Source organism: Rhodanobacter sp. FW101-FHT13A11, from assembly GCF_058790335.1.
This window is the reverse complement of record NZ_JBYTCN010000004.1, coordinates 150,451-169,582: the sequence shown is the minus strand read 5'-3', so window position 1 is coordinate 169,582 and position 19,132 is coordinate 150,451. Positions and strand designations below refer to the sequence as shown.

Here is a 19,132-nt window from a genome sequence, read left to right as displayed (position 1 = left end):
CGCGTTGCTCAGCCCTTGTCGGCCGGACTGGTCGAGCCGCCGTCGATCTTCTCGCACAGACCGGCCGGTACCGCGACGAACGCGTTCGGGTCGCGCGCCTTGCTATCCTGGCCGGCGCAGGAATGCCCCGGCGACTTGCAGTCGTTCTTGTGGGCCGCATTGATGCCGTAGCACTTGGTCATGCCCATGTCGCCGGCTTTCGCGCCGCCGGCACCGGCAGGTGCCGGCGCAGCAGTGGCCATCGCGGCGACGCCGAGCGTCAGGGCGCCGACCAGGGCCGTTTTCAGCAGGTTCTGGCTGTTCATGATGCGCATCTCCGTAGAGTGAACCGGATCTTTCCGGCAACCCATAGAGCACCTGATCAGGCGAAAGGATTCATTCGCCCGGAACCCGGTTCGCCACGCATTCGCGAATCGGGTGCATCGGTCCGAATGCCGCGCACTTTGCGGGAGCCGCAAGTCGACCCATGGGGGTCCATCGCGACGGTCTCCGCGGACGCCGCAAACGATCGAAGCGATTCCGCCGCCCGCGGCGACCCGCCCTCGTCGCCCTGGTCCGACGGCGCTACGCGTTGAGCTTCGCGTCAAGCGCGATGGCCTGGTGAGAGAGGATTTCCAGCCGGGTGTCCTCGAGTACCGCGCGCCCTTTCCAGGCGGACAGCATCGTGTCACGCGCTCCGAGGATCATGCGGATCTCGTCCATGCAGAGCGCGACGACGCACTCCAGCACGGTGTCGATCGCATCATGGCCGGTGCGCAGGCGCATGTCGGCGAGGATCCGCGCGGTGCCGGATGCGCTGAGCATCAGGTCGCCGGTGACCCAGCTATTGACCGTGAACAGGCTGACCGGAAGCCCCTTGGCATCCATCCCGATGGCCAGCAAGTGCCGCGTGGTCACCTGCCTGCCGGGGTTGCCTGTCAAGGCCGCAAAGGCCCGCTCCGCCTTTGACTGCATGCGCCGGGACCAGAGTGGGCGGCGGGCGAACAGGTGGAAATGGCCGTGCTCGGCAGCCTCCGGCCGATCCTCCGGCGAATGCGAGTGGTAGAACCACTGGTAGCCGCCGTCCGGGTCGATCGAATCATCCTCGGGATAATGCTGCCACTGGCGAGGCGCCTGGCCCCCGAGCAGATCGTGCAGCAGGTGTTCGCCGCGCGTCGCGAGTACCGCGTACGTGTCGAGCAAGCGCTGGCCGGCGAACCCCGTCCGGCGCGCGGCCGGGTTCGGCGATCGCCGGCCAGGCGCGGAGGCCATCAGTGCTGGGCCGCGCACTTTGGCGCACACTTTTGGGCACCGCACTTCGGCGCACATTTTTGGGCACCGCACTTCGCGTGCATGGAGGCATGCTTCTTCATGGCGTGGCGCTTGTTCGGAACACACTTGCCTGCGCACTTCGCGCCGCAAGCGGCCATGCCAGACGCGGGATGGCAGGTTTCCTGGGCGCCGCCCATGCTGGTCGCCGCAACAGGAAGGGCGACGATGGCGGCGGTCAGGGCGACCAGCGAAGCCAGCTTCAAGGAATTTTTCATTGGAATCTCCAGGTTGAGGTGTCGGAACAAGGCAGAGACTTTTTGGTCTCGAAGGAGAGAGGCAGCCTTGCGACGAAAAGATTCAAACCTCGAACGAACGTCAATGCTCATCGCGCCGCATATCCCGCAGGAACGACTGGAATTCCGGTGACTCTCCGAGCAACTGCCCCGCCAGGACGCGCAGGGCATCCACCTGGGCGGAGCGCAGATGAAAGGCGGTCGGCATTGCATTGAAGCGCTGCCGCTCGGCGGGGTCGGCGATCTGGTTGAACGTCAGTACGGCGAAATCGACCTTGACCCCGGGCTCGCCCGGTGGGCGCATGGCACTGACGTGCCGGGCCCACATCAGGAAGCCATTCTTGGCGAGGGAGACGGTTTCGGTGTTGAGAATGCCCAGTGACGCATCGAATGAGGCGCGCAGCGTATCGGCCAGGCCCGGTGTGTGGCCTTCCATCGACCATGCATAGGGCGCATAGACCTGCGCGTTGGCGACGATGACCAGGACGTGCCGCACGCGGCGCAGCTGTTCCGGCGTGAACGCACCTGCCATGTTCGGCACATCGCCATATTGCGCGACGGGGCTCATCATCGAACCACGCACGCCGAGGTTGTCGGTCACGCCGCCATCGACGAGGCGCAGGATCGGCATCTGCTGCGGATCGTCGTAGCGCGAAAGCGCGCGGGCTACGGCGTAGCGGCGGTCCAGCATGTCGTCATGCGCCAGTGACTGGGCCACCCATGACTGGTGGCGTTGCGGGCAATCGGGGTAATTGCGCAGGGCGATCGGCGCAAACGGCCCCGGTACGGCGGCCGACGCCATCACCGCGTTGGCCACCGGATAGGTGGACAGATCCGAGCACAGGAAATCGAACTGCTGCTGGATGAACGAAAACGTCGTGGCGTTGTTCAGGTCGCTCGCGTTGAGGATGATCATCGGCAATCCGGCCGGCGACATATCAGCGAAGGTCTTCCCTTCGAGCAAAGTGCGATCGAGGTAGGCGGCCACCAGGTCGCTGCGACTGTAATGGCGACCGGCGATCGATAGCAGGTGATCGGGGCGCCACAGCAGGCCCAGCAGCTCGCCCTGCCAGTCGCGGTACAGAAACCGGAACCGGAAGTCACGGAAGATGCGGTCGCCAAACAGTCCGTAGTAAGCCGCCGTATAGCTCCCGCCGGAAACCGACGTGATCACGTCCACCAGATTCAGCAGGGGCGTCCGCTGCCCTCCTGCCATCACCTCGGTATCGCGCAATTTTTCCAGCACGCCATAGCTGAAGGCGGCCGCACGGGTACCGCCGCCGGAAAAGGCGAGTACGACGAAGGTATCCCGGATGGCGTGCGGAAAGCGCGTCCCGAACTCGTAGCGATCCTCCACTCCGACCGGCTTGATCCGGGTATTCCACGCGCGCGTCGCGCAACCCGTCAGTGCGGCCAGGAGCAAGCCGAGCAACAAGAGCCGGGACAGGTTGCGCAACAGGCTGTGCGTCGCGTCCCCCGTGGCAGGCCCTTCACCCGCATCCGCCATGATGCCTCCTTGCGCATGTTCCCTTTCAGGACTCCACCTTGACCCCTCGCCAGAACGCGACGTGACCGCGGATTTCGGCAGCCGCCGGTTTCGGGTCCGGGTAGTACCAGGCGGCGTCGGAGTTGACGTCACCCTCGACGATGACATCCAGGTAACTGGCCGTGCCTTTCCAGTGGCACACCGAATGGTGGTCGCTTTCGCGAAAGTTCTCCCGCTTGAGCGATTCGCGCGGGAAGTAGTGGTTGCCCTCGACCACGATCGTATGGGCGCTTTCTGCAACGACGGTGTTTTTCCACACGGCACGCATGACACTTCTCCTCGATGACGGCGCACCATTCGGCGTCCACGGTCCACTGCCGGATGGCATACGCGCCTTGATCCTTCCCGGCGGCGCTCGGCGCACTCGTACTTCCGACGGACGCAATCACCCTCAAATCAGTCAATACCCGATCGGAAGATCCTGCGCAGGCAGCATACCGGCCGGCGGACGAGTAGTCCCAGGGATGGCCCTCGCCACCCGACCATCGAGCGAAGCCTGCTTCGTAGAGTCGACGGGCAACCCAAAGGATTCACCGCGGCGGGCACATCGCGAAGAATCTTCACGCATCGGCATCACGGCGGTTCATGTGTTTCGTCATGGCGTCTTCATGCCCACGCCGACCAGCAGCATGGTCTCGCCGAGATTCGGCTTCCGCGTGCCGCCGTTGGAGACATGCCTTATCAGGATGGCGAAGCCGTGCCGGGACCAGCCCAGCGAGCTCACAAACTGCTGGGTGCTGCTCAAGGCTTTCGTTCGTGGCGCCGCCGCCCCCAGCTGAAAGCTGAAAAACATGTGGTGCCAGAGCTCCGGCAGACGAATGCCTGCCGCAGCGACCCAGACACTGCGGTCGAAATCTCCTCCCTGGTGCCGGCGGGCCGCCACGTAGTCGGGCTGCATTCGAAGCCTTTCCATGAGCGCGTGGTACCCAGTCCATCGTGCATCGAGTGTCCGGCCCCGCCAGCGCGATCAGACGACCCACGATGAGCGAGGGCGCGCACAGCGGGTCCGGTAGGCTCGGAATTCACAGTCCGTGAGCACGGGGGGATGGCGGTGAACTCCCTCTGCCGCTGTGCAACGCCCTCACCCGCATAGAGCAGGCAAACCGCCCATCGGATTCATTGGCGCCTCACGACGACCGCGAGGCGCCCGGCGAACGCCCGTGAATGCGCTTGAAGGCGCGACTGAACGCGGCCTCCGTCGCATAGCCGGCGATCACCGCCGCCTCGGCCACGCTGACGCCACGCTCGGCCAGCGCCGACTGTGCCTGCTGCATGCGCAGGCCGGTGACGTAGTCCATGGGAGTGACCCCGACCGCCTGGACAAACCGTCGCGCGAACGCGGCTCGCGACAAATGTGCGGTGTCGGCGAGGGCGGCAACCGTCCAGGGATGCTGCGGATCATGATGCACGGCCAGCAGCGACGCACCCAGGGAAGGATCGGACATCGCGCTCAACAACCCCCGTTCCACGGTGCCCGAGGTCACGCACTGTCGCAGTGCGTACATGAACAGCGCATCGGACAGCTTGTCCATCAGCAGCATGGCGCCGGGGCCGTTCTGCTCGGCCTCGGCGATGATCAACTGCAGCAGCGCCGCCGGCGCTCCGGACGCCATATTCTCCGGCGTCGGGTTGTGTCGAAGCAGCATCTGCGCCGGCAATGAAGCCAGCAACACTTCGGCCAGTGGCGAGTCAAACTCGAAGTAACCGCACAACAGCAGCGTGGCGACGGTATCGTCAGCGTCACGCGGAGCGATCAGGCAGTGGTCCTGCGGGCGGATGAACAACACCGCGTCGCCGGCCTGCAGCGCCACCTCGGCCGCGCCATCGTCCGTGCGCAGCACACAGGAGCCACCAGCCACCAGATGGAACATCGCCTTGCGCTCGTACTCACCGTCGAGGGTCCACTGCCCGCAGTGGGCAGTCCGATGAAACACGCGTGTCTGCAGGCGCAGATGGCGCATCAATTCGCTCAGTTCGTCCACGGCAGCTCCAGATCAAGACGCAGAGACAAGCATGCGCGCGCTGCGGGCATGGCTGCCGCCCCGGCCGGTTGTCAAAGTATGCCCGGGGCCGACGCGACGTCCGATCGGCCGCACATCCAACCACCAAGGAGTATGACCCATGAGCGAATTCACCTTGCAAACTCCCGACACGGCTCCCGGGGCGGCGCGCGCGCTGCTGCAGGGCGTACAAAAGCAGATGGGCTTCGTGCCCAACCTGTATGCCAACCTCGCCAATGCGCCAGCGGCGCTGGAGGCCTATTTCGGCCTGTCTTCGCAGTTCGACAAGACGTCATTCAACCCGGTGGAACGCCAGGTGGTGCTGTTGACCGCCAGCGTGGAGAACGGCTGTGAATTCTGCGTCGCCGCCCACTCGATGATCGCGCGCAAGGTGGCCAAGGCTCCCGATGACGTCGTCGATGCGTTGCGAAACCGCACCATGGTGCCGGACGCGCGGCTGCAGGCGCTGTCCTCGTTCACCCGCAGCATGGTGAAGGAGCGCGGCTGGGTCGCGGGGGCGCCGCTGGAAGCCTTTCTCAAGGCCGGGTTCACCCATCAGCAGGCGCTGGAAGTCGTGCTGGGCGTCAGCATGAAGACGCTGAGCAACTACGCCAACCACTTGACCGGGACCTTGACCAACAAGGAATTCTCCAGCGAAGCCTGGCATCGCCCAGCGTAAGCGCGGTACCCGAACGCCGTTATGTGGACAGGTCGGTCAACCCGATCGCCACCACTCCGATTGGGCAGTGCCATCCGCGCGTGCCGCACTGCCCGCCCTTCCTAGGAAGCACGAATGATCAAAGCAAGCGTGATGTACCCGTACGCCCCTGGAGCCAGGTTCGACCATGCGTACTACCGCGAGACACACATGCCCCTCGTGAAGCGCCGCATGGGCGAGAGCTGCAGGTACTACTCGATCGACAAAGGGCTGGCCGGCGGATCGCCCGATACGGCACCGACCTATCTCGGCATGAGCCACATCTTCTGCGACTCGGTGGAGGCGTTCCAGGACGGCTTCGGGCCGCACGCCGCCGAACTGCTGGAAGATCTGCGCAACTTCACCGATGTTGCCCCGGTGATCCAGATCAGCGAAGTCCTGGTGGAGCGGGGCTAGGAGGACCGTTCCACCCGGTGGAATCAGGCATGACGCGCAAAAACGGTTATTCGAGGTGCCCGGCAACGAAGCCGTGCTCCGCCGCACTCTACCGATACATCTACCTGCCGAGGAGCCATCCCATGAACTTCACGAATCGTCTGAGCCTGTCCCTGCTTGGGTTGCGGCTGACGGTGTTCCTGGTGATGCTGATGTGGGCCCTGGACAAGTTCATCCGGCCCGGGCACGCCGCCGGTGTATTCGAGCGCTTCTACGCCGTGGCAGGACTAGGTGCCTCGGCGTTCACCATCCTGGGCGCGCTTGAACTGTTGCTCCTGCTGGCCTTCGTCATGGGGATTTTGCGCCGTTTCTCCTATGGCGCCGTAGTGCTCTTGCACGCGGGCTCCACGCTGTCGTCGTGGCACCAGTACCTGCATCCCCACGAAGGCGCCAACCTGCTGTTCTTCACGGCATGGCCCATGCTGGCAGCGTGCGTGGCGCTGTACCTGCTGCGCGACAGCGATGGGTTTACCGTCGACGGTGTCCGCCATGCCCATCCATGACCACGATATTCCTGACGTACAGAGGGTGAACACAGCACCTCCGGCCATCGCGGTCTTCGACGCCTACGGAACCCTGTTCGACGTGCATTCGGCCATGGCCCGCCTGGCCGGGATCGTTGGCCCGGACGCCGAACGCATATCAACGTTGTGGCGACAGAAGCAGCTTGAATACAGCTGGACGCGTAGCCTGATGGGGCGGTACGCCGATTTCTGGCAGGTCACCGAGGAGGCGCTCGACCATGCATTGGCCTCGTTCGGTCGCCGCGACAGCGTGGTTCGGCAAGCTTTGCTCGACGCCTACCGGAAGCTGGATGCTTATCCGGACGTGCGCGAGGCGCTTGGCGCCTGTCGTCGCCTGGGGTTGCCCGTGGCGGTATTTTCCAATGCCACCACGGCCATGCTGAACACGGCGCTGACTGCGGCCGGTCTCGATGATCTGGTCGACATCGTTTACTCGGTGCATGCACTGGAGATGTTCAAGCCCGATGTACGGGTCTACGCCGCAGCCGCGAAGGCGTTCGGGGCAGTCCCGTCATCCATCGCGTTCCATTCGTCCAACGGCTGGGACGCGGCCGGTGCCGCATCGTGCGGATGGCGCACACTCTGGATCAACCGCGCCGGACTGCCGCGGGAATACCCCTGGATGGATGTACCGGCGGTGTCCGGCCTTGGTCAGGCATTGGCACGTATCGAAGCCTCGACCGCCGTCGATGCCATCCGCAACACCGGACAAAAGGGCGCCTGAATGGGCTGGATCAGCGAAATCCCCGACAGCGAAGCGCAAGGCCCGCTGCGGCAGATCCATGATGCCGTGAAGGCGCAGCGCGGCAAGGTGGCACGTATCCTCGGCGCGCACAGCCTCGACCCGGGTGGGCTGCAGCATCATCTCGATCTCTACATGCACCTGATGTTCTCGGCCGGTCCGTTGAGCCGGCGCGAGCGTGAGGCCATCGCGGTCACGGTTTCGGCCGCCAACGGCTGCGCCTACTGCGTGGCGCACCATCTGGAGGCGCTTCGATGCTACGAGAAGGACGAAGGGATGCTGGCTACGGTGCGCGACGCGCCGGACCGGCTCGCTGCGCCGCGGCTGCGCGCGATGCTGCTTTACGCGCGCAGGCTCACCGTCTCTCCCTCGACGATGGACGAGGAACAGGTAGGCGCGTTGCGCGCCGAAGGTCTAACCGACGCGGAAATACTGCGCATCAACCTGGTCACCGCCTATTTCAATTTCGTCAACCGGATCGCGTTGGGTTTGGGCGTCGAAGCCGACGCGCAAGAGGTTGCAGGTTACGCCAGATGAGAGAATCGCCCGCCGCCGGTGCACGGACCCATGATGCCCCGCGGGGCGCACCGCTCCCCGATCGGCACGCCCCGCCCTGAGCTGGCGGCTGTGGCCCGGAACACGGAAAATGTTCCGCAAACGACATGTCGATCCGGAGGAATACTGCATGATGTCCGACCGCCTTCCGGTTCCGTCGCCGCCATGGCCGCTCGCCCACGTCGTGCCATCGCGCATCGTTCCATGTCGGATCGCCGGATGAACAGGATCATGATCACCCTGCGCCGAACCCGGGCAATCGTGCTGCATCCGCCCCATCTGAAACGAACCTGCATGGTGGCTCTGCTCGTGGGGATCTGGCTGAGCGCTTTCAATGTCGGTGGGCAGCTGCTGGCCGGGCCTTGGGATCTGCCGTTGGCGATCAAGATCGCCATGAATGTATTGACCCCGTTTACCGTGGCCAACCTCGGCCTGATCTCTCGACAGGTCGGATCAGACTCTGACGAGGCCGGGTGACCTCGTCGCGAAAATCGGGATCCACATGCACAGGGCTGGCCGCACGGCACATGCCATCCACCCTATCCAGCCGGCAGGCGAGACGCCGGATCCAATCGGGGCGAAACCGATTCGCCGGACCTTCTGATCGGAGCTCCCAACCATGACCCGGTTTCTACTCATCCACGAACCCGCGATCCGGCTCGGCGCCTTTTCCGGCATTTTCGCCGTGATGGCGCTATGGGAAGTGCTGGCGCCAAGGCGACGCCAAGCCATCGGCCGATGGAAGCGCTGGCCCGGCAATCTGGGCATCGTCGTGCTCGACAGCGTGCTCGTGCGGCTGATTTTCCCCACCGCGGCGGTCGGTGTCGCCTTGTTTGCCGCCGCCCATGGCGGAGGGTTGCTTCAGGCGCTGGGAGTAACCGACGGGCTGGCTCTGGTCTCGTCCGTACTGCTGTTGGATCTGGCCGTCTATCTGCAGCACGTGATGTTTCACGCAGTGCCGCTGTTGTGGCGACTGCACCGGGTGCACCACACCGACCTCGAATTCGACCTGACCACCGGCGCACGTTTCCACCCGTTCGAGATCGTGCTTTCCTTGGTCATCAAGCTAGGTGTGATCGCGGCGCTGGGCGCGCCGGCAGTAGCCGTGCTGGCTTTTGAAGTGCTGCTCAATGCCACCTCCATGTTCAACCACGGCAATGTTCGCCTGCCGCAGCGGCTGGACGGCGTGCTGCGCTGGCTTCTCGTCACGCCGGACATGCACCGCGTGCACCATTCCTGGTATCCGCACGAGACCAACTCCAACTTCGGCTTCAACCTGCCCTGGTGGGATCGCCTCTTCGGCACCTACTGCGCCCAGCCGCGGGACGGCCAGATCGGTATGACGATAGGTATCAATCAGTTCCGCGACCCGTGCGAGCTGCGGTTGGACCGCATGCTTTGGCAGCCATTTCGCGGGCCGGTGCACAGCTATCCGATCAATGCCCGGCCAGAGCGCACCGACGGTACGGACAAGCCGTGAATGACCACCCCGCTGATCGCCGGCATTGCTGGTGCGCCAGGCAACTGTATGGACCGCGCGCAAGAGCCGCTGCACATCCGCCGCCACGGCCTGTCCGTACCGTGCGACTTTGAGGTTTCGCCCGGCTTCGCCGTCATCAAGCCCGTCACGGTCAATGGCTTCGATCGATACACGTCGCAGCGGGACGCTGCCGTGGTCGGCCCCGTCATGGGCTCAATGGTGCACGGGCAGGATCTGCCGCCGCCGCTCCAGCGTTGATCCGCCATGGCTGTCCGATCCTCGAACCGATGGACGACGACCGTGGCGGACTGCGTCGGTGCCGAGCCCGCTGCGCATGGCGAAACCGAACGGGTACCGGGCCGCCCGGGGAGGCCCTTCGTGGCAGGCCTCCATCAACCTGCACAGCACGAAAGCTGCCTGACGTCCTTGCTGAAGGTCTGCGCGGCCAGTTTCAGTCCTTCCACCATGGTCAGGTACGGGAACAGCTGGTCGGCCAGCTGGGCCGCCGTCATGCCTGCGCGCAACGCGATGGCCGCGGTCTGGATCAGCTCGCCGGCCCCGTCGGCCACCGCCTGCACGCCGATCAGCCGGCCGCTGGCCGCCTCCACCACGATCTTGATGAAGCCTCGCGTGTCGAAGTTGGCCAGCGCCCGCGGCACGTTGTCCAGGCTCAGCGTGCGGCTATCGGTTTCGATACCCTTGAGGCGCGCCTCGGCCTCGCTCAGCCCCACCGTGGCGATCTGCGGTTCGGTGAACACCACGGCCGGCATGGCGGAAAGATCCAGACGGGCATCGCCCCCCGTCATGTTGATGGCAGCGCGGGTGCCGGCGGCGGCGGCGACATAGACGAACTGCGGCTGGTTTGTACAGTCGCCGGCGGCGTAGATGTGCGCCACCGAAGTGCGCAGCTGCGCATCGACTTCGATGGCACCGCTTTCCGCCGCGCGCACGCCGGCCTTGGCCAACTCCAGCGTGTCGCCGTTGGGCGTGCGGCCGGTTGCCACCAGCAGCGCATCGCCGCGCAGCTGGCCGGCGCTGGTGTCGAGGATGAACTCGCCGTTTTCATGGCGCACCGCGCGGGTCTGGGTCTGACGCAGCACGCGGATACCCTCGTCGGCAAAGATCCGGCCGATCGCCTCGCCGACGGCCGGGTCCTCGCGGAAGAACAGCTCGCTGCGGGCGATCACCGTCACGTCACTGCCCAGCCGCGCATAAGCCTGGCCCAGCTCCGCGGCGACCACCGCCGAGCCGAGTACCAGCAGGCGCCTGGGAATGTGATCGGCGGCCAGCGCGTCGGTGGAGGTCCAGTACGGCGTACCGGCCAGGCCCGGGATCGGCGGCACGGCCGGCCGCGCGCCGACGGCGATCAGGCAACGGTCGAACGCCAGCGTACGCTCGCCGCCTTCGGCCAGGCGCACGCCCAACGTGTGGCCGTCGACGAAGCGCGCTTCGCCGCGCAACAGAGTGATGTCCGGATTGCCGTCGAGGATGCGCTCGTACTTGGCGTGGCGCAGCTCCTCCACCCGCGCCTGCTGCTGGGCCAGCAGCACGTCGCGGCGGATCGCCGGTGCATGGGCGTCGATGCCGCCGTCAAACGCGCTGTGACGGCGGGTATGAGCGACGTGAGCAGCGCGGATCATGATCTTGGAAGGCACACAGCCGATGTTGACGCAGGTGCCGCCGACGATGCCGCGTTCGATCACCGTCACCTGCGCGCCGCGCTCGGCGGCCGTGAGCGCCGCAGCCATTGCTGCGCCGCCGGTGCCGATCACCGCCACACGCAGACGAGCGTCATGGCCGGCCACGGGCCCGCCATGCCTTGCCGCGTGATCCACGGCCGGCGACGGTGCCAGCGCTCGTACGCGATAGGGTGGCGGCAGTGCGGCATTGAGCGCGGCGACGGACAGAGCCGCACCGGCCACCACCTGGGCGGTAGCCGCCGGATAGTCCACGCTTGCGCTGGTCACGCCATCCACGCTGGACAGCGCCTCCTGCACGTGGCGAGCGCACGCCTGGCAGGTCATGCCACTGACCTCGAGCGCCTGTTTGTTCAAACCGTATGTTTCAGTCATGCAAATTCAGCTCTGGTGGGTCGCTCCCGTGTTTGGGGGCCGCACATGGAAATCAGCACTTGCCGGCCCGGGGTACCACGCAGACTCTTGCTGGCCGCAACAGGTCGAAGATCGATACCCCCGCCATCAGCGCCAGCCCCGGATACAGCAGCCAGCCGGAGCGGTGGCCCGATGGACGCAGCGAACCCAGTCCCGCCGCCACCCCCAGGCTTGCCACTGCCCGGAAGCAGCTCACGCAGGATGCCGCCGAAACGACGCTGCCGACCAGGCCAGCCTTGTCGGCCACGCGCGCGAGCTAAGGCCATCAGCGCACCTGCGTCGACGGGTAGCCGGCATCCGTGGTCGCCCTGGTCAAGTCGGCGAGGCTGGTCTTGGCATCGTCATAGGTAACGACGGCCTGGCGCTGTTCGAGAAGGATCTGGGTCTTTTCGACACCGGGTACCTTGGACAGCGCCTTCTTGACCGTGACCGGACAGGCGGGGCACGTCATGCCGGGCACCGACAGGGTGGCGGTCCGCGTGGCCGCCCATGCAGGCGCACTGACGGCGGCGGCAAGGACGATGAGCATAGAAAGCATTTTCATGAGATGTCTCCTTCAGTAGAACAGTGGCAGAACGTAGGGAAACGCCAGCGCGACCAGCACCAGCGCGACGACGACCCAGAAGACGATCTTGTAGGTTGCCCGTACTTGGGGGATGGCACACACCTCACCGGGCCGGCAGGCAGCGGTGGGACGAAAGATGCGGCGGTACGCAAAGAACAACAGCCCCACCGCCACGACAATGAAGAGCGGCCGATACGGCTCCAGTACGGTCAAATTGCCGATCCATGCGCCCGAAAAGCCCAGCAGGACCAGGATCAGGGGACCAAGGCAGCATGTGGAGGCCAGGATCGCGGCCAGGCCGCCCAAGGCCAGTGCGCCCTTGCGGTGTGCGGATTCGGACATGCAGCTCCCTCCTTTCGGGTTTGTCGTCGATGCGATACCGTATTCCCGTAGTCAAGTACGGAGTCAAGCGCATGAAATCGGAGCGGAACAACCTGCCGATCGGCGCCTTCGCCAAGTCCGCCGGGGTCACCGTCGAGACAATCCGGTTCTACCAGCGCAAGGGCCTGCTGCTTGAGCCGGACCGGCCGCTGGGCGGCATTCGCCGCTACGGGAGCGCGGACGTAGCCCGGGTGAAGTTCATCAAATCAGCGCAACGCCTCGGGTTCAACCTGGAGGAAGTGTCGCAGTTGCTGAAGCTGGACGACGGCACCCACTGCAGCGAAGCTGCCGAACTGGCTGCATTGCGGCTGGCTGACGTGCGTGCACGCCTGGCCGACCTCACCCGCATGAAGACAGCACTATCGGCCCTGGTCGAGCAGTGCTGCACACAGCGTGGCAGCGTTTCATGCCCGTTGATCGCTTCGCTGCATGCTGACTGATACGCCGATATCGCCACTAGCCCATCCATTCATGGCTGGCATTCCGAGACCCCCGTCGAATCAACAGGCGCCCGTGTCACGCTGATGGATAAACTTCGCTGCGCGCCCCAGTTCTGCATGTATGACAGGTAGCTCCAGTAGCCTTTTCCTCGGGTTTTGTACCAACGTTTGGCCTTTCTTCATCCCCCTCGAGCAGATCGATGCCTGACCGCACCGACTGCATGGGTGATTTCCCTGCGCGGTCTTCGAGTTCGGGATCACCGGCGGCGCTCATTCGCTGCGACCCAATGAGCCGGCCGCCACTGCGGCACAGGCCGGCCTTCCGGCCACCGTGGTGACGAGGTCGGTGCCGATGGTCAGGCACTGGTCGGCGATCGCCGCCACGCCGGGCCGGTGCGACACGACGATCAGGATCGTCTGCGGCAGGCGGCGGCGCATCGCCGCGAGCACCGCGGTCTCGGAGGCCGCGTCGAGTGCGCTGGTGGCCTCGTCCAGCACGGCCAGGAACGGCCGGCGCAGGATGACCTGGGCCAGCAGCAGGCGCTGCAGTTCGCCGCCGGAAAGCCGGCTCGACGCACTGTGCAGTGCGGTGTCGAGGCCGCGCGGCGAATCGGCCAGCCGCCGGTCGAGACCGACGTCGGCCAGCGCGCTGCGCAACATCGTGTCGGTGGCTTCGGGCGCCGCCCACCGCAGGCATTCGCGCACGGACTGCTGCCACGGCCGCACGTTCTGGCTGACGTAGGCGCCGTGGCGCACCAGCTCGCGGTACGCGTCGAAACCGATCGACCGGCCGTCGCGGCGCGCCAAGAAAACTTCGGGCGCCATCATGCCGGCCAGCACGTCGACCAGGCTGCTCTTGCCGATGCCGGAGTCGCCGCTGATCAGGGTCAGTTCGCCGGGCGCCAGCACCAGCTCGCCGACCTCGAGCCCGCTGGGCGGCGGCGTCAGCCGCATCCGCTCGATGTGCAGCGCAGCGCTTGACGTGCCCGTGGACGAGGGCACTGCAGACGGGCGAACGGACTCCAGGCTCACGTAGCGCTGCCACAGTTCGAAGGCCGGCGCGGCCGAGCGCAGTTGCTGGAAGCTCTGCCGCGTGGTCACCAGGTAGGGCAGCAGGCGCCCGAGCAGCAGGCACACCGCGATCAGCGCGGACTGCTCGACCCCGTGCCAGCGATGCGCAAGCACGAACAGCGCGGCGATCCCGGCCGCCGCCAGCAGTTCGAGCATCAGTCGCCCGGAAGCCACCAGCTCCAGCTGGCGCCGGTAGCCATCGCACAGCCGGGCGGAGATGGCGCCGTAACTCGCCTGCTCCGCCGCCTCGCGCTCGAACGAGCGGACGTGGCGCAGGCGCCGCGGAAAGTCCTCGCTGTGCCAGAACAATCGGGTCATGTCGGCGACGTACTGCCGACCGACCAGCGCTTGCTCGCGGCCGTAGGCGCGTGACGCCAGCAGCCCCAAGCCCACCAGCACCGGCGTCGCCAGCATCAGCGGCGGCGAGACCCAGAACGCGAAGCCCAGGCTGACGGCAGCGCTGACGCCGGCGATCAGCAACTGCTGCAAGGCGCTGAAGCCCTGCACGATGAGTTCGACGTTGTGGGTGAGCACGTTGGCGATTTCCGCCGACGTCGCATCCGCCAGCGAGGTCAGCGGTGCCTCGATCAGGCGCGCGTGCACCGCGCGGCGCAGGTGCATGCCGTAGCGGCCGACCAGGCACGCGCCCATCCGCGCCGCCTGCCAGCGCAGCAGCGCGAAGGCGCCGGTCGCGGCGGCGAAGGCGGCGGCCTGCGTCTCGACGCTGCGGCGCGGGTCGAGCAGCACGCCGCCGAACGGCAACGCCTGTCCCGGCTGCACCAGCGGCACCAGCAGCAGGGCCGCGAGGCTGCCGGCGAACGCCGCGCTCAGCGACAGCACGACGTACGCGACCGTTTCCACCCGCTCGACGCCGGTGAGCGTGCGCGCCAGCGAACGCAGCAGACCCTGCGCACCATCACCTGCCGCTTCTGCCGACCCGGAATTTGGCATATCGGTAAGTGCGATGCGCGGCCGAAAAGGTTGTGCCTGCACCGTCGCCGCGGGCACGCGAATGCCTCAGTCGAGCAACTGCCGCAGCGCGTCTACGGCGGCCCGCGGATGGCGCCCGCGGCGCAATTGATGAACCCCCTGCCGGGCCAGCTGCTGTTCGAAGCGATGCCAGCCCGGCTGGCCGGCCGCATACGGCTGATCGGCCGCCAGCCGTGCGGCGATTTCGCCCCGCGGGACCGGGCTCAACAAGATGTCGGGATCGTCGGCCGGCCGGCCGGAAACGAACACTGCGCCAGCCAGCTGCAGCGGCGCCGCGGCCAGCCGGCCAGGGCCCTGGCGCAGGTCGGCCTCGAACTTCTCGACGCCGCTGCGGCGGCGGATGCGCGGTGCCCCGCCGATCCAGCGGCGGACCGCCTCGTCGTCGACGAAGCGCAGCGCATCGGCCTGCACGTGCACGTAGTTGGCGACGCCGGTGGCGAGCAGGCTGTCCGGCTGCACGAAGACCGCGTCTTCGGCGAGGAAATCCAGGCCCTGCAACAGGCTGTGCAAGGCGAGGGTCGACTTGCCCGAACCGCTGCCCCCCAGCAGCAGGAGGCCGCGTCCCTGCCGGCCGACGCAGGCGCCGTGCAGCGGCACCAGGCCCAGCCCGCGCGTGGCCAGGGTGAACACGGCGAACTCGATGAGTTCGTAGCGCAGGTGGTAGGGGCGATCGAGCATGTCTTCGGAAGCCACCACCAGGGCCTGGCGCTGCGCGGGCGCCAGCACCACGTAGTTCGACGCGTCCATCACGCCGCAAAGCAGTCCGGCGCCGGACTGCATCCGCACCGGCGGCGGCTCGGCGGCAGGCGGCATCGCCCGGCGCGGCAGCAGGCGCAGTTCGATGTGGAACTCCGGCGGAACCATCGGGAAGCGATGCGACGGCAGGCCGGCATAGGCGGCCTCGACCAGGTCAAGCAGCGCCGCGCTGGCGCTCTCGAAGCGGAAGCGGCCGCCCATGATCTGCCGGCACAGCGAAATCTGCTCGCGCGAGCGCTCGCCGAACGGATCGGCAGCGGCGTCCAGGGCACCACGGGGTGGGTTCAGGGTCATCGTCACCGATTGCGGGTTCCGCCGTGGTTGATCGCAGGGCGCCGTGCGTGCGAACACGCCTGTTGGTGAGTGCGGCCCCCAGCGACAAAGGTTGTGCCCGCGCGGCCGCCGTCGTGCGCGCGGCCCGAATATTTTTGCCGCACGAGGCAACCGAAGGTCGGCGTCGGGGCACTTACGTCAGGCAGCGTCGGGCAAGGGCGCCGCATGTCGGCCCCATGGCTACGATCGAGGCTATTCCGAGATGCTGAGGATTCACGTCGGCCACTCCTACTTCCTGCGGTTCGACCCGAAGCAGTGGGAGCGCGGCAAGCCGTATCCGCCGCTCGCCACGATCCAGGTCGCCGCGCTGCTGCGGCAGATGGGGCACGCGGTCAGCCTGTTCGACGCGATGCTCGCCGACGGCGTCGGCGACTTCGAGGCCTCCCTGCAGGCCACCCGGCCGGACGTGGTGGTTCTGTACGAGGACAACTTCAACTTCCTGACCAAGATGTGCCTGGGCCGCATGCGCGAGGCGGCCTGCCAGATGATCGCCGCGGCACGCGCCGGCGGCGCGCGGGTGATCGTCGCCGGCTCCGACGCTTCCGACCATCCGGATGCGTTCCTCGCCGCAGGCGCGCACGCCGTGCTGGTGGGCGAAGGCATCGCCGCCCTGGTCGAACTGATCGGGCGGCTGCAGCGCAACGAGGCCGACGGCGACGGCTGGGCAGCCGGCCTCGGCGGCGTCGCCACCCTGGTCGACGGGCAGACCCAACTGACCCGGCCCGGCGCGCTGCCGCCGGACCCGCGACTGGTCGGCCACCCCGCCTGGGACCTGGTCGACGTCGAACGCTACCGCGCGATGTGGCACGAACGGCACGGCTACTTCAGCCTCAACATGGCGGCGTCGCGCGGCTGTCCGTTCCGCTGCCACTGGTGCGCCAAACCGATCTGGGGCAACCACTACAACCAGCGCAGCGCCGAGGACGTGGCCGCGGAAATGAGCTACCTGAAACGGACGTTCAAGCCGGACCACATCTGGCTGGCCGACGACATCTTCGGCTTCCGCGTCGACTGGGTGGCGGAGTTCGCCGCGCACCTGCACGCCGCCGACGGACCGGTGCCGTTCACCATCCAGACTCGCGCCGACCTGATCAGCGAGCGCATGGCCGCCGCGCTCGGCCAGGCCGGCTGCGCGGAGGCGTGGATCGGCGCGGAGAGCGGCAGCCAGCGCGTGCTGGACGCGATGAACAAGGGCACCAAGGTCGCCGACCTCGTCACCGCCCGCACCCGACTGGGCGAACACGGCATTCGCGTGGGCTTCTTCATCCAGCTCGGTTATCTCGGCGAACAGCTGGCCGACCTGCTGGCAACCCGCGAGCTGATCGCGCGGGCCGCGCCGGACGACATCGGCGTCAGCGTGTCCTATCCGCTGCCGGGCACGAAGTTCTACGAGCAGGTGAAGGCCCAGCTGGGTCAGAAGACGCACTGGCAGGACAGCGGCGACCTGGCCATGATGTTTCGCGGCGCCTACGACACGGACTTCTACCGCCACGTGCGCGACCTGCTGCACGATCAGGTCGCCATCCAGCAGGCGGAGCCCACCGAACAGGCAGCGCGCCGCGCCGCGCTCGATGCGCAATGGGATTCGCTGATCGCGCGCGAAGGCGTGCACCGCAACAAGGACGCCACCTCGCCGCCAGCGGAGTCGACGCGGCACATCGCCCTGCAGCTGCACTGACCGCGCCATGCTGCCGCCACTCAGGATCGTCCGGCACGGCTTGCGCCGCACCACCGAGGCACTCGCCGTGGAGCTGGCGCAGCCGGGCGGCGCCACGCCGGCGTGGAGCGAACTCGACTGGCGGCTGGCCACCGCCGTCGCCGTCGCGCATGGCGTGTCGCCACTGCTGTGCCGATGCTGCGAGTGGGAGAACCTGTCGTGGCGGCGCTTCCTGGCGGGCCAGCGCGAGCACGTCGAGCTGCGTCATCGGCGCATTGCGGCGCTGCTGCAGCGCATCGACGCCGACGCCCGCGCCGCCGGGCTGGCGCTGGTGCCGCTGAAGGGTGCCGCGCTGCACGCGCGGGGGATCTACGCACCGGGCGAACGGCCGATGGCCGACATCGACCTGCTGGTGCGCGAGGACGATGCCGCCGCGGCGATCCGGTTGCTGCTGCAGCTCGGCTACGTGGAGTCGTTCGCGCAGTGGAAGCACCGGGTGTTCAAGCCGGCCACCGGCCAACCCTACGCCGGACTGGGCGAGCACCGCGATACGCCGGTCAACATCGAGCTGCATACCCGCATTCAGGAGCGGCTGCCGGTATCCGCCGTCGACATCACCGCGCGGGTCTATCCGCGCGAGCCGCGACCCGGCCTGAACGACTATCCATCGAACGGCGCCCTGATGAGCCACCTGCTGCTGCATGCGGCGGGCAATATCTGCGGGCGCAGCCTGCGCCTGTTGCACCTGCACGACATCGCGCTGCTGGCGGCGCGCATGGCCGACGACGACTGGAACGTGCTGTGGGACGGCGATGCCGCCGAGCCGCCGTGGTGGGCGCTGCCGCCACTGCGGCTGGTCGCGCGCCACTATCCGAAAGCGATTCCCGCCACCGTACTGGCCCGGCTCGAACGCGACTGCCCGCCGTTGCTGCGGACGATCTCGCACCGGCAAACCCTGACCCGGGTTTCGTGCTCGGAACTGTGGCTGCATGCATTCGCCGGGATCGAGTGGTCGCGCTCCGTCCGTGAAGCGGGACGCTACCTCAGAAATCGTGTCAGCCCGCCGCAGGAAGCACGCCAGGAGCGCGCCGACATGGTGCGCACCCAGCTCTGGCTGCAGGGGCAAAGCTGGGTCACCTCGCCGCACCACCGGCGCATCCTGACCTGGCTTACCCGGCCGGTGCCGCGGATGGACACCATGTACGTGGTACGCGCGGCATTGGAACCTCTCGCTCCAAAGACGAGCAAGAAACTCACCCTGGTCATTTCGAGATAGGGTCTGGC

The 19,132-nt window shown here is 66.9% G+C and carries 24 protein-coding genes; 11 read left to right on the top strand and 13 right to left on the bottom strand.

Features of this window, described 5'->3' with window-relative positions; genetic code table 11:
- Positions 1 to 8: 8 nt before the first annotated feature.
- The 7 genes from AC3WRN_RS06715 to AC3WRN_RS06685 form a co-directional block, all read right to left on the bottom strand.
- Positions 9 to 305 carry a BufA1 family periplasmic bufferin-type metallophore gene (locus AC3WRN_RS06715; RefSeq protein ID WP_015449103.1) on the bottom strand — a complete coding sequence of 99 codons (297 nt, stop codon included), beginning with the start codon at positions 303 to 305 and terminating at the stop codon, positions 9 to 11.
- A gap of 259 nt (positions 306 to 564) precedes the next feature.
- Positions 565 to 1,182 carry a DUF6969 family protein gene (locus tag AC3WRN_RS06710; RefSeq protein WP_492622385.1) on the bottom strand — a complete coding sequence of 206 codons (618 nt, stop codon included), beginning with the start codon at positions 1,180 to 1,182 and terminating at the stop codon, positions 565 to 567.
- Between the two features lie 68 nt (positions 1,183 to 1,250).
- Entirely contained in the window at positions 1,251 to 1,637 is a 387-nt protein-coding gene (locus AC3WRN_RS06705; protein ID WP_492622384.1) for a hypothetical protein, read from the bottom strand.
- Positions 1,627 to 3,051, bottom strand: coding sequence for a patatin-like phospholipase family protein (locus tag AC3WRN_RS06700; RefSeq protein WP_492622383.1), 1,425 nt, complete (start codon positions 3,049 to 3,051; stop codon positions 1,627 to 1,629). The genes AC3WRN_RS06705 and AC3WRN_RS06700 overlap by 11 nt, the downstream gene beginning before the upstream one ends.
- A gap of 25 nt (positions 3,052 to 3,076) precedes the next feature.
- Positions 3,077 to 3,358 carry a DUF427 domain-containing protein gene (locus AC3WRN_RS06695; RefSeq protein ID WP_492622382.1) on the bottom strand — a complete coding sequence of 94 codons (282 nt, stop codon included), beginning with the start codon at positions 3,356 to 3,358 and terminating at the stop codon, positions 3,077 to 3,079.
- A gap of 327 nt (positions 3,359 to 3,685) precedes the next feature.
- Positions 3,686 to 3,988 carry a hypothetical protein gene (locus tag AC3WRN_RS06690; protein WP_492622381.1) on the bottom strand — a complete coding sequence of 101 codons (303 nt, stop codon included), beginning with the start codon at positions 3,986 to 3,988 and terminating at the stop codon, positions 3,686 to 3,688.
- Between the two features lie 229 nt (positions 3,989 to 4,217).
- Entirely contained in the window at positions 4,218 to 5,072 is an 855-nt protein-coding gene (locus tag AC3WRN_RS06685; protein WP_492622380.1) for an AraC family transcriptional regulator, read from the bottom strand.
- A 139-nt stretch (positions 5,073 to 5,211) separates the two neighbouring features.
- Between AC3WRN_RS06685 and AC3WRN_RS06680 the strand changes: the two genes are divergently transcribed.
- The 8 genes from AC3WRN_RS06680 (at position 5,212) to AC3WRN_RS06645 (ending at position 9,802) form a co-directional block, all read left to right on the top strand.
- Positions 5,212 to 5,769: a carboxymuconolactone decarboxylase family protein gene (locus tag AC3WRN_RS06680; protein WP_492622379.1), complete on the top strand. Its 558-nt coding sequence runs from the start codon at positions 5,212 to 5,214 to the stop codon at positions 5,767 to 5,769.
- A 114-nt stretch (positions 5,770 to 5,883) separates the two neighbouring features.
- A complete protein-coding gene (locus AC3WRN_RS06675) occupies positions 5,884 to 6,204 on the top strand; it encodes an EthD family reductase (RefSeq protein WP_068093970.1) in 321 nt (106 codons plus the stop codon).
- Between the two features lie 122 nt (positions 6,205 to 6,326).
- Positions 6,327 to 6,746, top strand: a complete 420-nt coding sequence (locus tag AC3WRN_RS06670) for a hypothetical protein (RefSeq protein ID WP_068093967.1) — start codon at positions 6,327 to 6,329, stop codon at positions 6,744 to 6,746.
- Complete coding sequence (locus tag AC3WRN_RS06665; protein ID WP_068093963.1) at positions 6,733 to 7,491, top strand: haloacid dehalogenase type II; 759 nt, start codon at positions 6,733 to 6,735, stop codon at positions 7,489 to 7,491. The genes AC3WRN_RS06670 and AC3WRN_RS06665 overlap by 14 nt, the downstream gene beginning before the upstream one ends.
- On the top strand, positions 7,492 to 8,046 hold the full coding sequence (locus AC3WRN_RS06660) for a peroxidase-related enzyme (RefSeq protein WP_492622378.1): 555 nt from the start codon (positions 7,492 to 7,494) through the stop codon (positions 8,044 to 8,046).
- Positions 8,047 to 8,295: 249 nt separating this feature from the next.
- Positions 8,296 to 8,541, top strand: coding sequence for a hypothetical protein (locus AC3WRN_RS06655; protein WP_235604373.1), 246 nt, complete (start codon positions 8,296 to 8,298; stop codon positions 8,539 to 8,541).
- A gap of 142 nt (positions 8,542 to 8,683) precedes the next feature.
- Complete coding sequence (locus AC3WRN_RS06650) at positions 8,684 to 9,544, top strand: sterol desaturase family protein (protein ID WP_492622377.1); 861 nt, start codon at positions 8,684 to 8,686, stop codon at positions 9,542 to 9,544.
- Positions 9,545 to 9,802 (top strand): hypothetical protein, encoded by a 258-nt coding sequence (locus AC3WRN_RS06645; RefSeq protein WP_492622376.1) that lies wholly within the window; start codon positions 9,545 to 9,547, stop codon positions 9,800 to 9,802.
- 134 nt (positions 9,803 to 9,936) lie between these two features.
- Here the strand turns inward: AC3WRN_RS06645 and merA are convergent, their stop codons facing one another.
- From merA to merT, 4 genes are read right to left on the bottom strand one after another with little or no spacing between them, the layout of a single operon-like run.
- Positions 9,937 to 11,616 carry a mercury(II) reductase gene (gene merA / locus AC3WRN_RS06640; RefSeq protein ID WP_492622375.1) on the bottom strand — a complete coding sequence of 560 codons (1,680 nt, stop codon included), beginning with the start codon at positions 11,614 to 11,616 and terminating at the stop codon, positions 9,937 to 9,939.
- A 52-nt stretch (positions 11,617 to 11,668) separates the two neighbouring features.
- Entirely contained in the window at positions 11,669 to 11,902 is a 234-nt protein-coding gene (locus tag AC3WRN_RS06635) for a hypothetical protein (protein WP_492622374.1), read from the bottom strand.
- An 18-nt stretch (positions 11,903 to 11,920) separates the two neighbouring features.
- Positions 11,921 to 12,199, bottom strand: a complete 279-nt coding sequence (gene merP, locus AC3WRN_RS06630) for a mercury resistance system periplasmic binding protein MerP (RefSeq protein ID WP_492622373.1) — start codon at positions 12,197 to 12,199, stop codon at positions 11,921 to 11,923.
- Between the two features lie 12 nt (positions 12,200 to 12,211).
- Complete coding sequence (merT, locus tag AC3WRN_RS06625; RefSeq protein ID WP_492622372.1) at positions 12,212 to 12,562, bottom strand: mercuric ion transporter MerT; 351 nt, start codon at positions 12,560 to 12,562, stop codon at positions 12,212 to 12,214.
- A gap of 71 nt (positions 12,563 to 12,633) precedes the next feature.
- On the opposite strand from merT, the gene merR reads away from it, so the two are divergent.
- Positions 12,634 to 13,041 carry a mercury resistance transcriptional regulator MerR gene (gene merR, locus AC3WRN_RS06620; RefSeq protein ID WP_068093930.1) on the top strand — a complete coding sequence of 136 codons (408 nt, stop codon included), beginning with the start codon at positions 12,634 to 12,636 and terminating at the stop codon, positions 13,039 to 13,041.
- A gap of 270 nt (positions 13,042 to 13,311) precedes the next feature.
- Here merR and AC3WRN_RS06615 read toward each other — a convergent pair whose 3' ends face one another.
- Together AC3WRN_RS06615 and AC3WRN_RS06610 are read right to left on the bottom strand one after the other, a co-directional pair.
- Positions 13,312 to 15,063, bottom strand: coding sequence for an ATP-binding cassette domain-containing protein (locus tag AC3WRN_RS06615; RefSeq protein ID WP_492622371.1), 1,752 nt, complete (start codon positions 15,061 to 15,063; stop codon positions 13,312 to 13,314).
- Positions 15,064 to 15,129: 66 nt separating this feature from the next.
- Complete coding sequence (locus AC3WRN_RS06610; protein WP_492622370.1) at positions 15,130 to 16,152, bottom strand: serine kinase; 1,023 nt, start codon at positions 16,150 to 16,152, stop codon at positions 15,130 to 15,132.
- Positions 16,153 to 16,393: 241 nt separating this feature from the next.
- On the opposite strand from AC3WRN_RS06610, the gene AC3WRN_RS06605 reads away from it, so the two are divergent.
- Together AC3WRN_RS06605 and AC3WRN_RS06600 are read left to right on the top strand one after the other, a co-directional pair.
- Entirely contained in the window at positions 16,394 to 17,869 is a 1,476-nt protein-coding gene (locus tag AC3WRN_RS06605) for a B12-binding domain-containing radical SAM protein (protein ID WP_492622369.1), read from the top strand.
- 7 nt (positions 17,870 to 17,876) lie between these two features.
- Positions 17,877 to 19,124 (top strand): nucleotidyltransferase family protein, encoded by a 1,248-nt coding sequence (locus AC3WRN_RS06600; protein ID WP_492622368.1) that lies wholly within the window; start codon positions 17,877 to 17,879, stop codon positions 19,122 to 19,124.
- The last annotated feature ends 8 nt before the right edge of the window (positions 19,125 to 19,132 follow it).

What these genes read in the sequence shown, in the direction of transcription:
- AC3WRN_RS06660 (WP_492622378.1), top strand. Translation starts at nt 7,492, where the DNA reads ATGGGCTGGATCAGCGAAATCCCCGACAGCGAAGCGCAAGGCCCGCTG.
- merT (WP_492622372.1), bottom strand. Translation starts at nt 12,562, where the DNA reads ATGTCCGAATCCGCACACCGCAAGGGCGCACTGGCCTTGGGCGGCCTG.
- AC3WRN_RS06610 (WP_492622370.1), bottom strand. Translation starts at nt 16,152, where the DNA reads ATGACCCTGAACCCACCCCGTGGTGCCCTGGACGCCGCTGCCGATCCG.
- AC3WRN_RS06650 (WP_492622377.1), top strand. Translation starts at nt 8,684, where the DNA reads ATGACCCGGTTTCTACTCATCCACGAACCCGCGATCCGGCTCGGCGCC.
- AC3WRN_RS06695 (WP_492622382.1), bottom strand. Translation starts at nt 3,358, where the DNA reads ATGCGTGCCGTGTGGAAAAACACCGTCGTTGCAGAAAGCGCCCATACG.
- merA (WP_492622375.1), bottom strand. Translation starts at nt 11,616, where the DNA reads ATGACTGAAACATACGGTTTGAACAAACAGGCGCTCGAGGTCAGTGGC.
- AC3WRN_RS06715 (WP_015449103.1), bottom strand. Translation starts at nt 305, where the DNA reads ATGAACAGCCAGAACCTGCTGAAAACGGCCCTGGTCGGCGCCCTGACG.
- AC3WRN_RS06675 (WP_068093970.1), top strand. Translation starts at nt 5,884, where the DNA reads ATGATCAAAGCAAGCGTGATGTACCCGTACGCCCCTGGAGCCAGGTTC.
- AC3WRN_RS06615 (WP_492622371.1), bottom strand. Translation starts at nt 15,063, where the DNA reads ATGCCAAATTCCGGGTCGGCAGAAGCGGCAGGTGATGGTGCGCAGGGT.
- AC3WRN_RS06690 (WP_492622381.1), bottom strand. Translation starts at nt 3,988, where the DNA reads ATGCAGCCCGACTACGTGGCGGCCCGCCGGCACCAGGGAGGAGATTTC.
- AC3WRN_RS06655 (WP_235604373.1), top strand. Translation starts at nt 8,296, where the DNA reads ATGATCACCCTGCGCCGAACCCGGGCAATCGTGCTGCATCCGCCCCAT.
- AC3WRN_RS06680 (WP_492622379.1), top strand. Translation starts at nt 5,212, where the DNA reads ATGAGCGAATTCACCTTGCAAACTCCCGACACGGCTCCCGGGGCGGCG.
- AC3WRN_RS06670 (WP_068093967.1), top strand. Translation starts at nt 6,327, where the DNA reads ATGAACTTCACGAATCGTCTGAGCCTGTCCCTGCTTGGGTTGCGGCTG.
- merP (WP_492622373.1), bottom strand. Translation starts at nt 12,199, where the DNA reads ATGAAAATGCTTTCTATGCTCATCGTCCTTGCCGCCGCCGTCAGTGCG.
- AC3WRN_RS06645 (WP_492622376.1), top strand. Translation starts at nt 9,545, where the DNA reads ATGACCACCCCGCTGATCGCCGGCATTGCTGGTGCGCCAGGCAACTGT.
- AC3WRN_RS06665 (WP_068093963.1), top strand. Translation starts at nt 6,733, where the DNA reads ATGCCCATCCATGACCACGATATTCCTGACGTACAGAGGGTGAACACA.
- AC3WRN_RS06600 (WP_492622368.1), top strand. Translation starts at nt 17,877, where the DNA reads ATGCTGCCGCCACTCAGGATCGTCCGGCACGGCTTGCGCCGCACCACC.
- AC3WRN_RS06700 (WP_492622383.1), bottom strand. Translation starts at nt 3,051, where the DNA reads ATGGCGGATGCGGGTGAAGGGCCTGCCACGGGGGACGCGACGCACAGC.
- AC3WRN_RS06705 (WP_492622384.1), bottom strand. Translation starts at nt 1,637, where the DNA reads ATGAGCATTGACGTTCGTTCGAGGTTTGAATCTTTTCGTCGCAAGGCT.
- merR (WP_068093930.1), top strand. Translation starts at nt 12,634, where the DNA reads ATGAAATCGGAGCGGAACAACCTGCCGATCGGCGCCTTCGCCAAGTCC.
- AC3WRN_RS06605 (WP_492622369.1), top strand. Translation starts at nt 16,394, where the DNA reads ATGCTGAGGATTCACGTCGGCCACTCCTACTTCCTGCGGTTCGACCCG.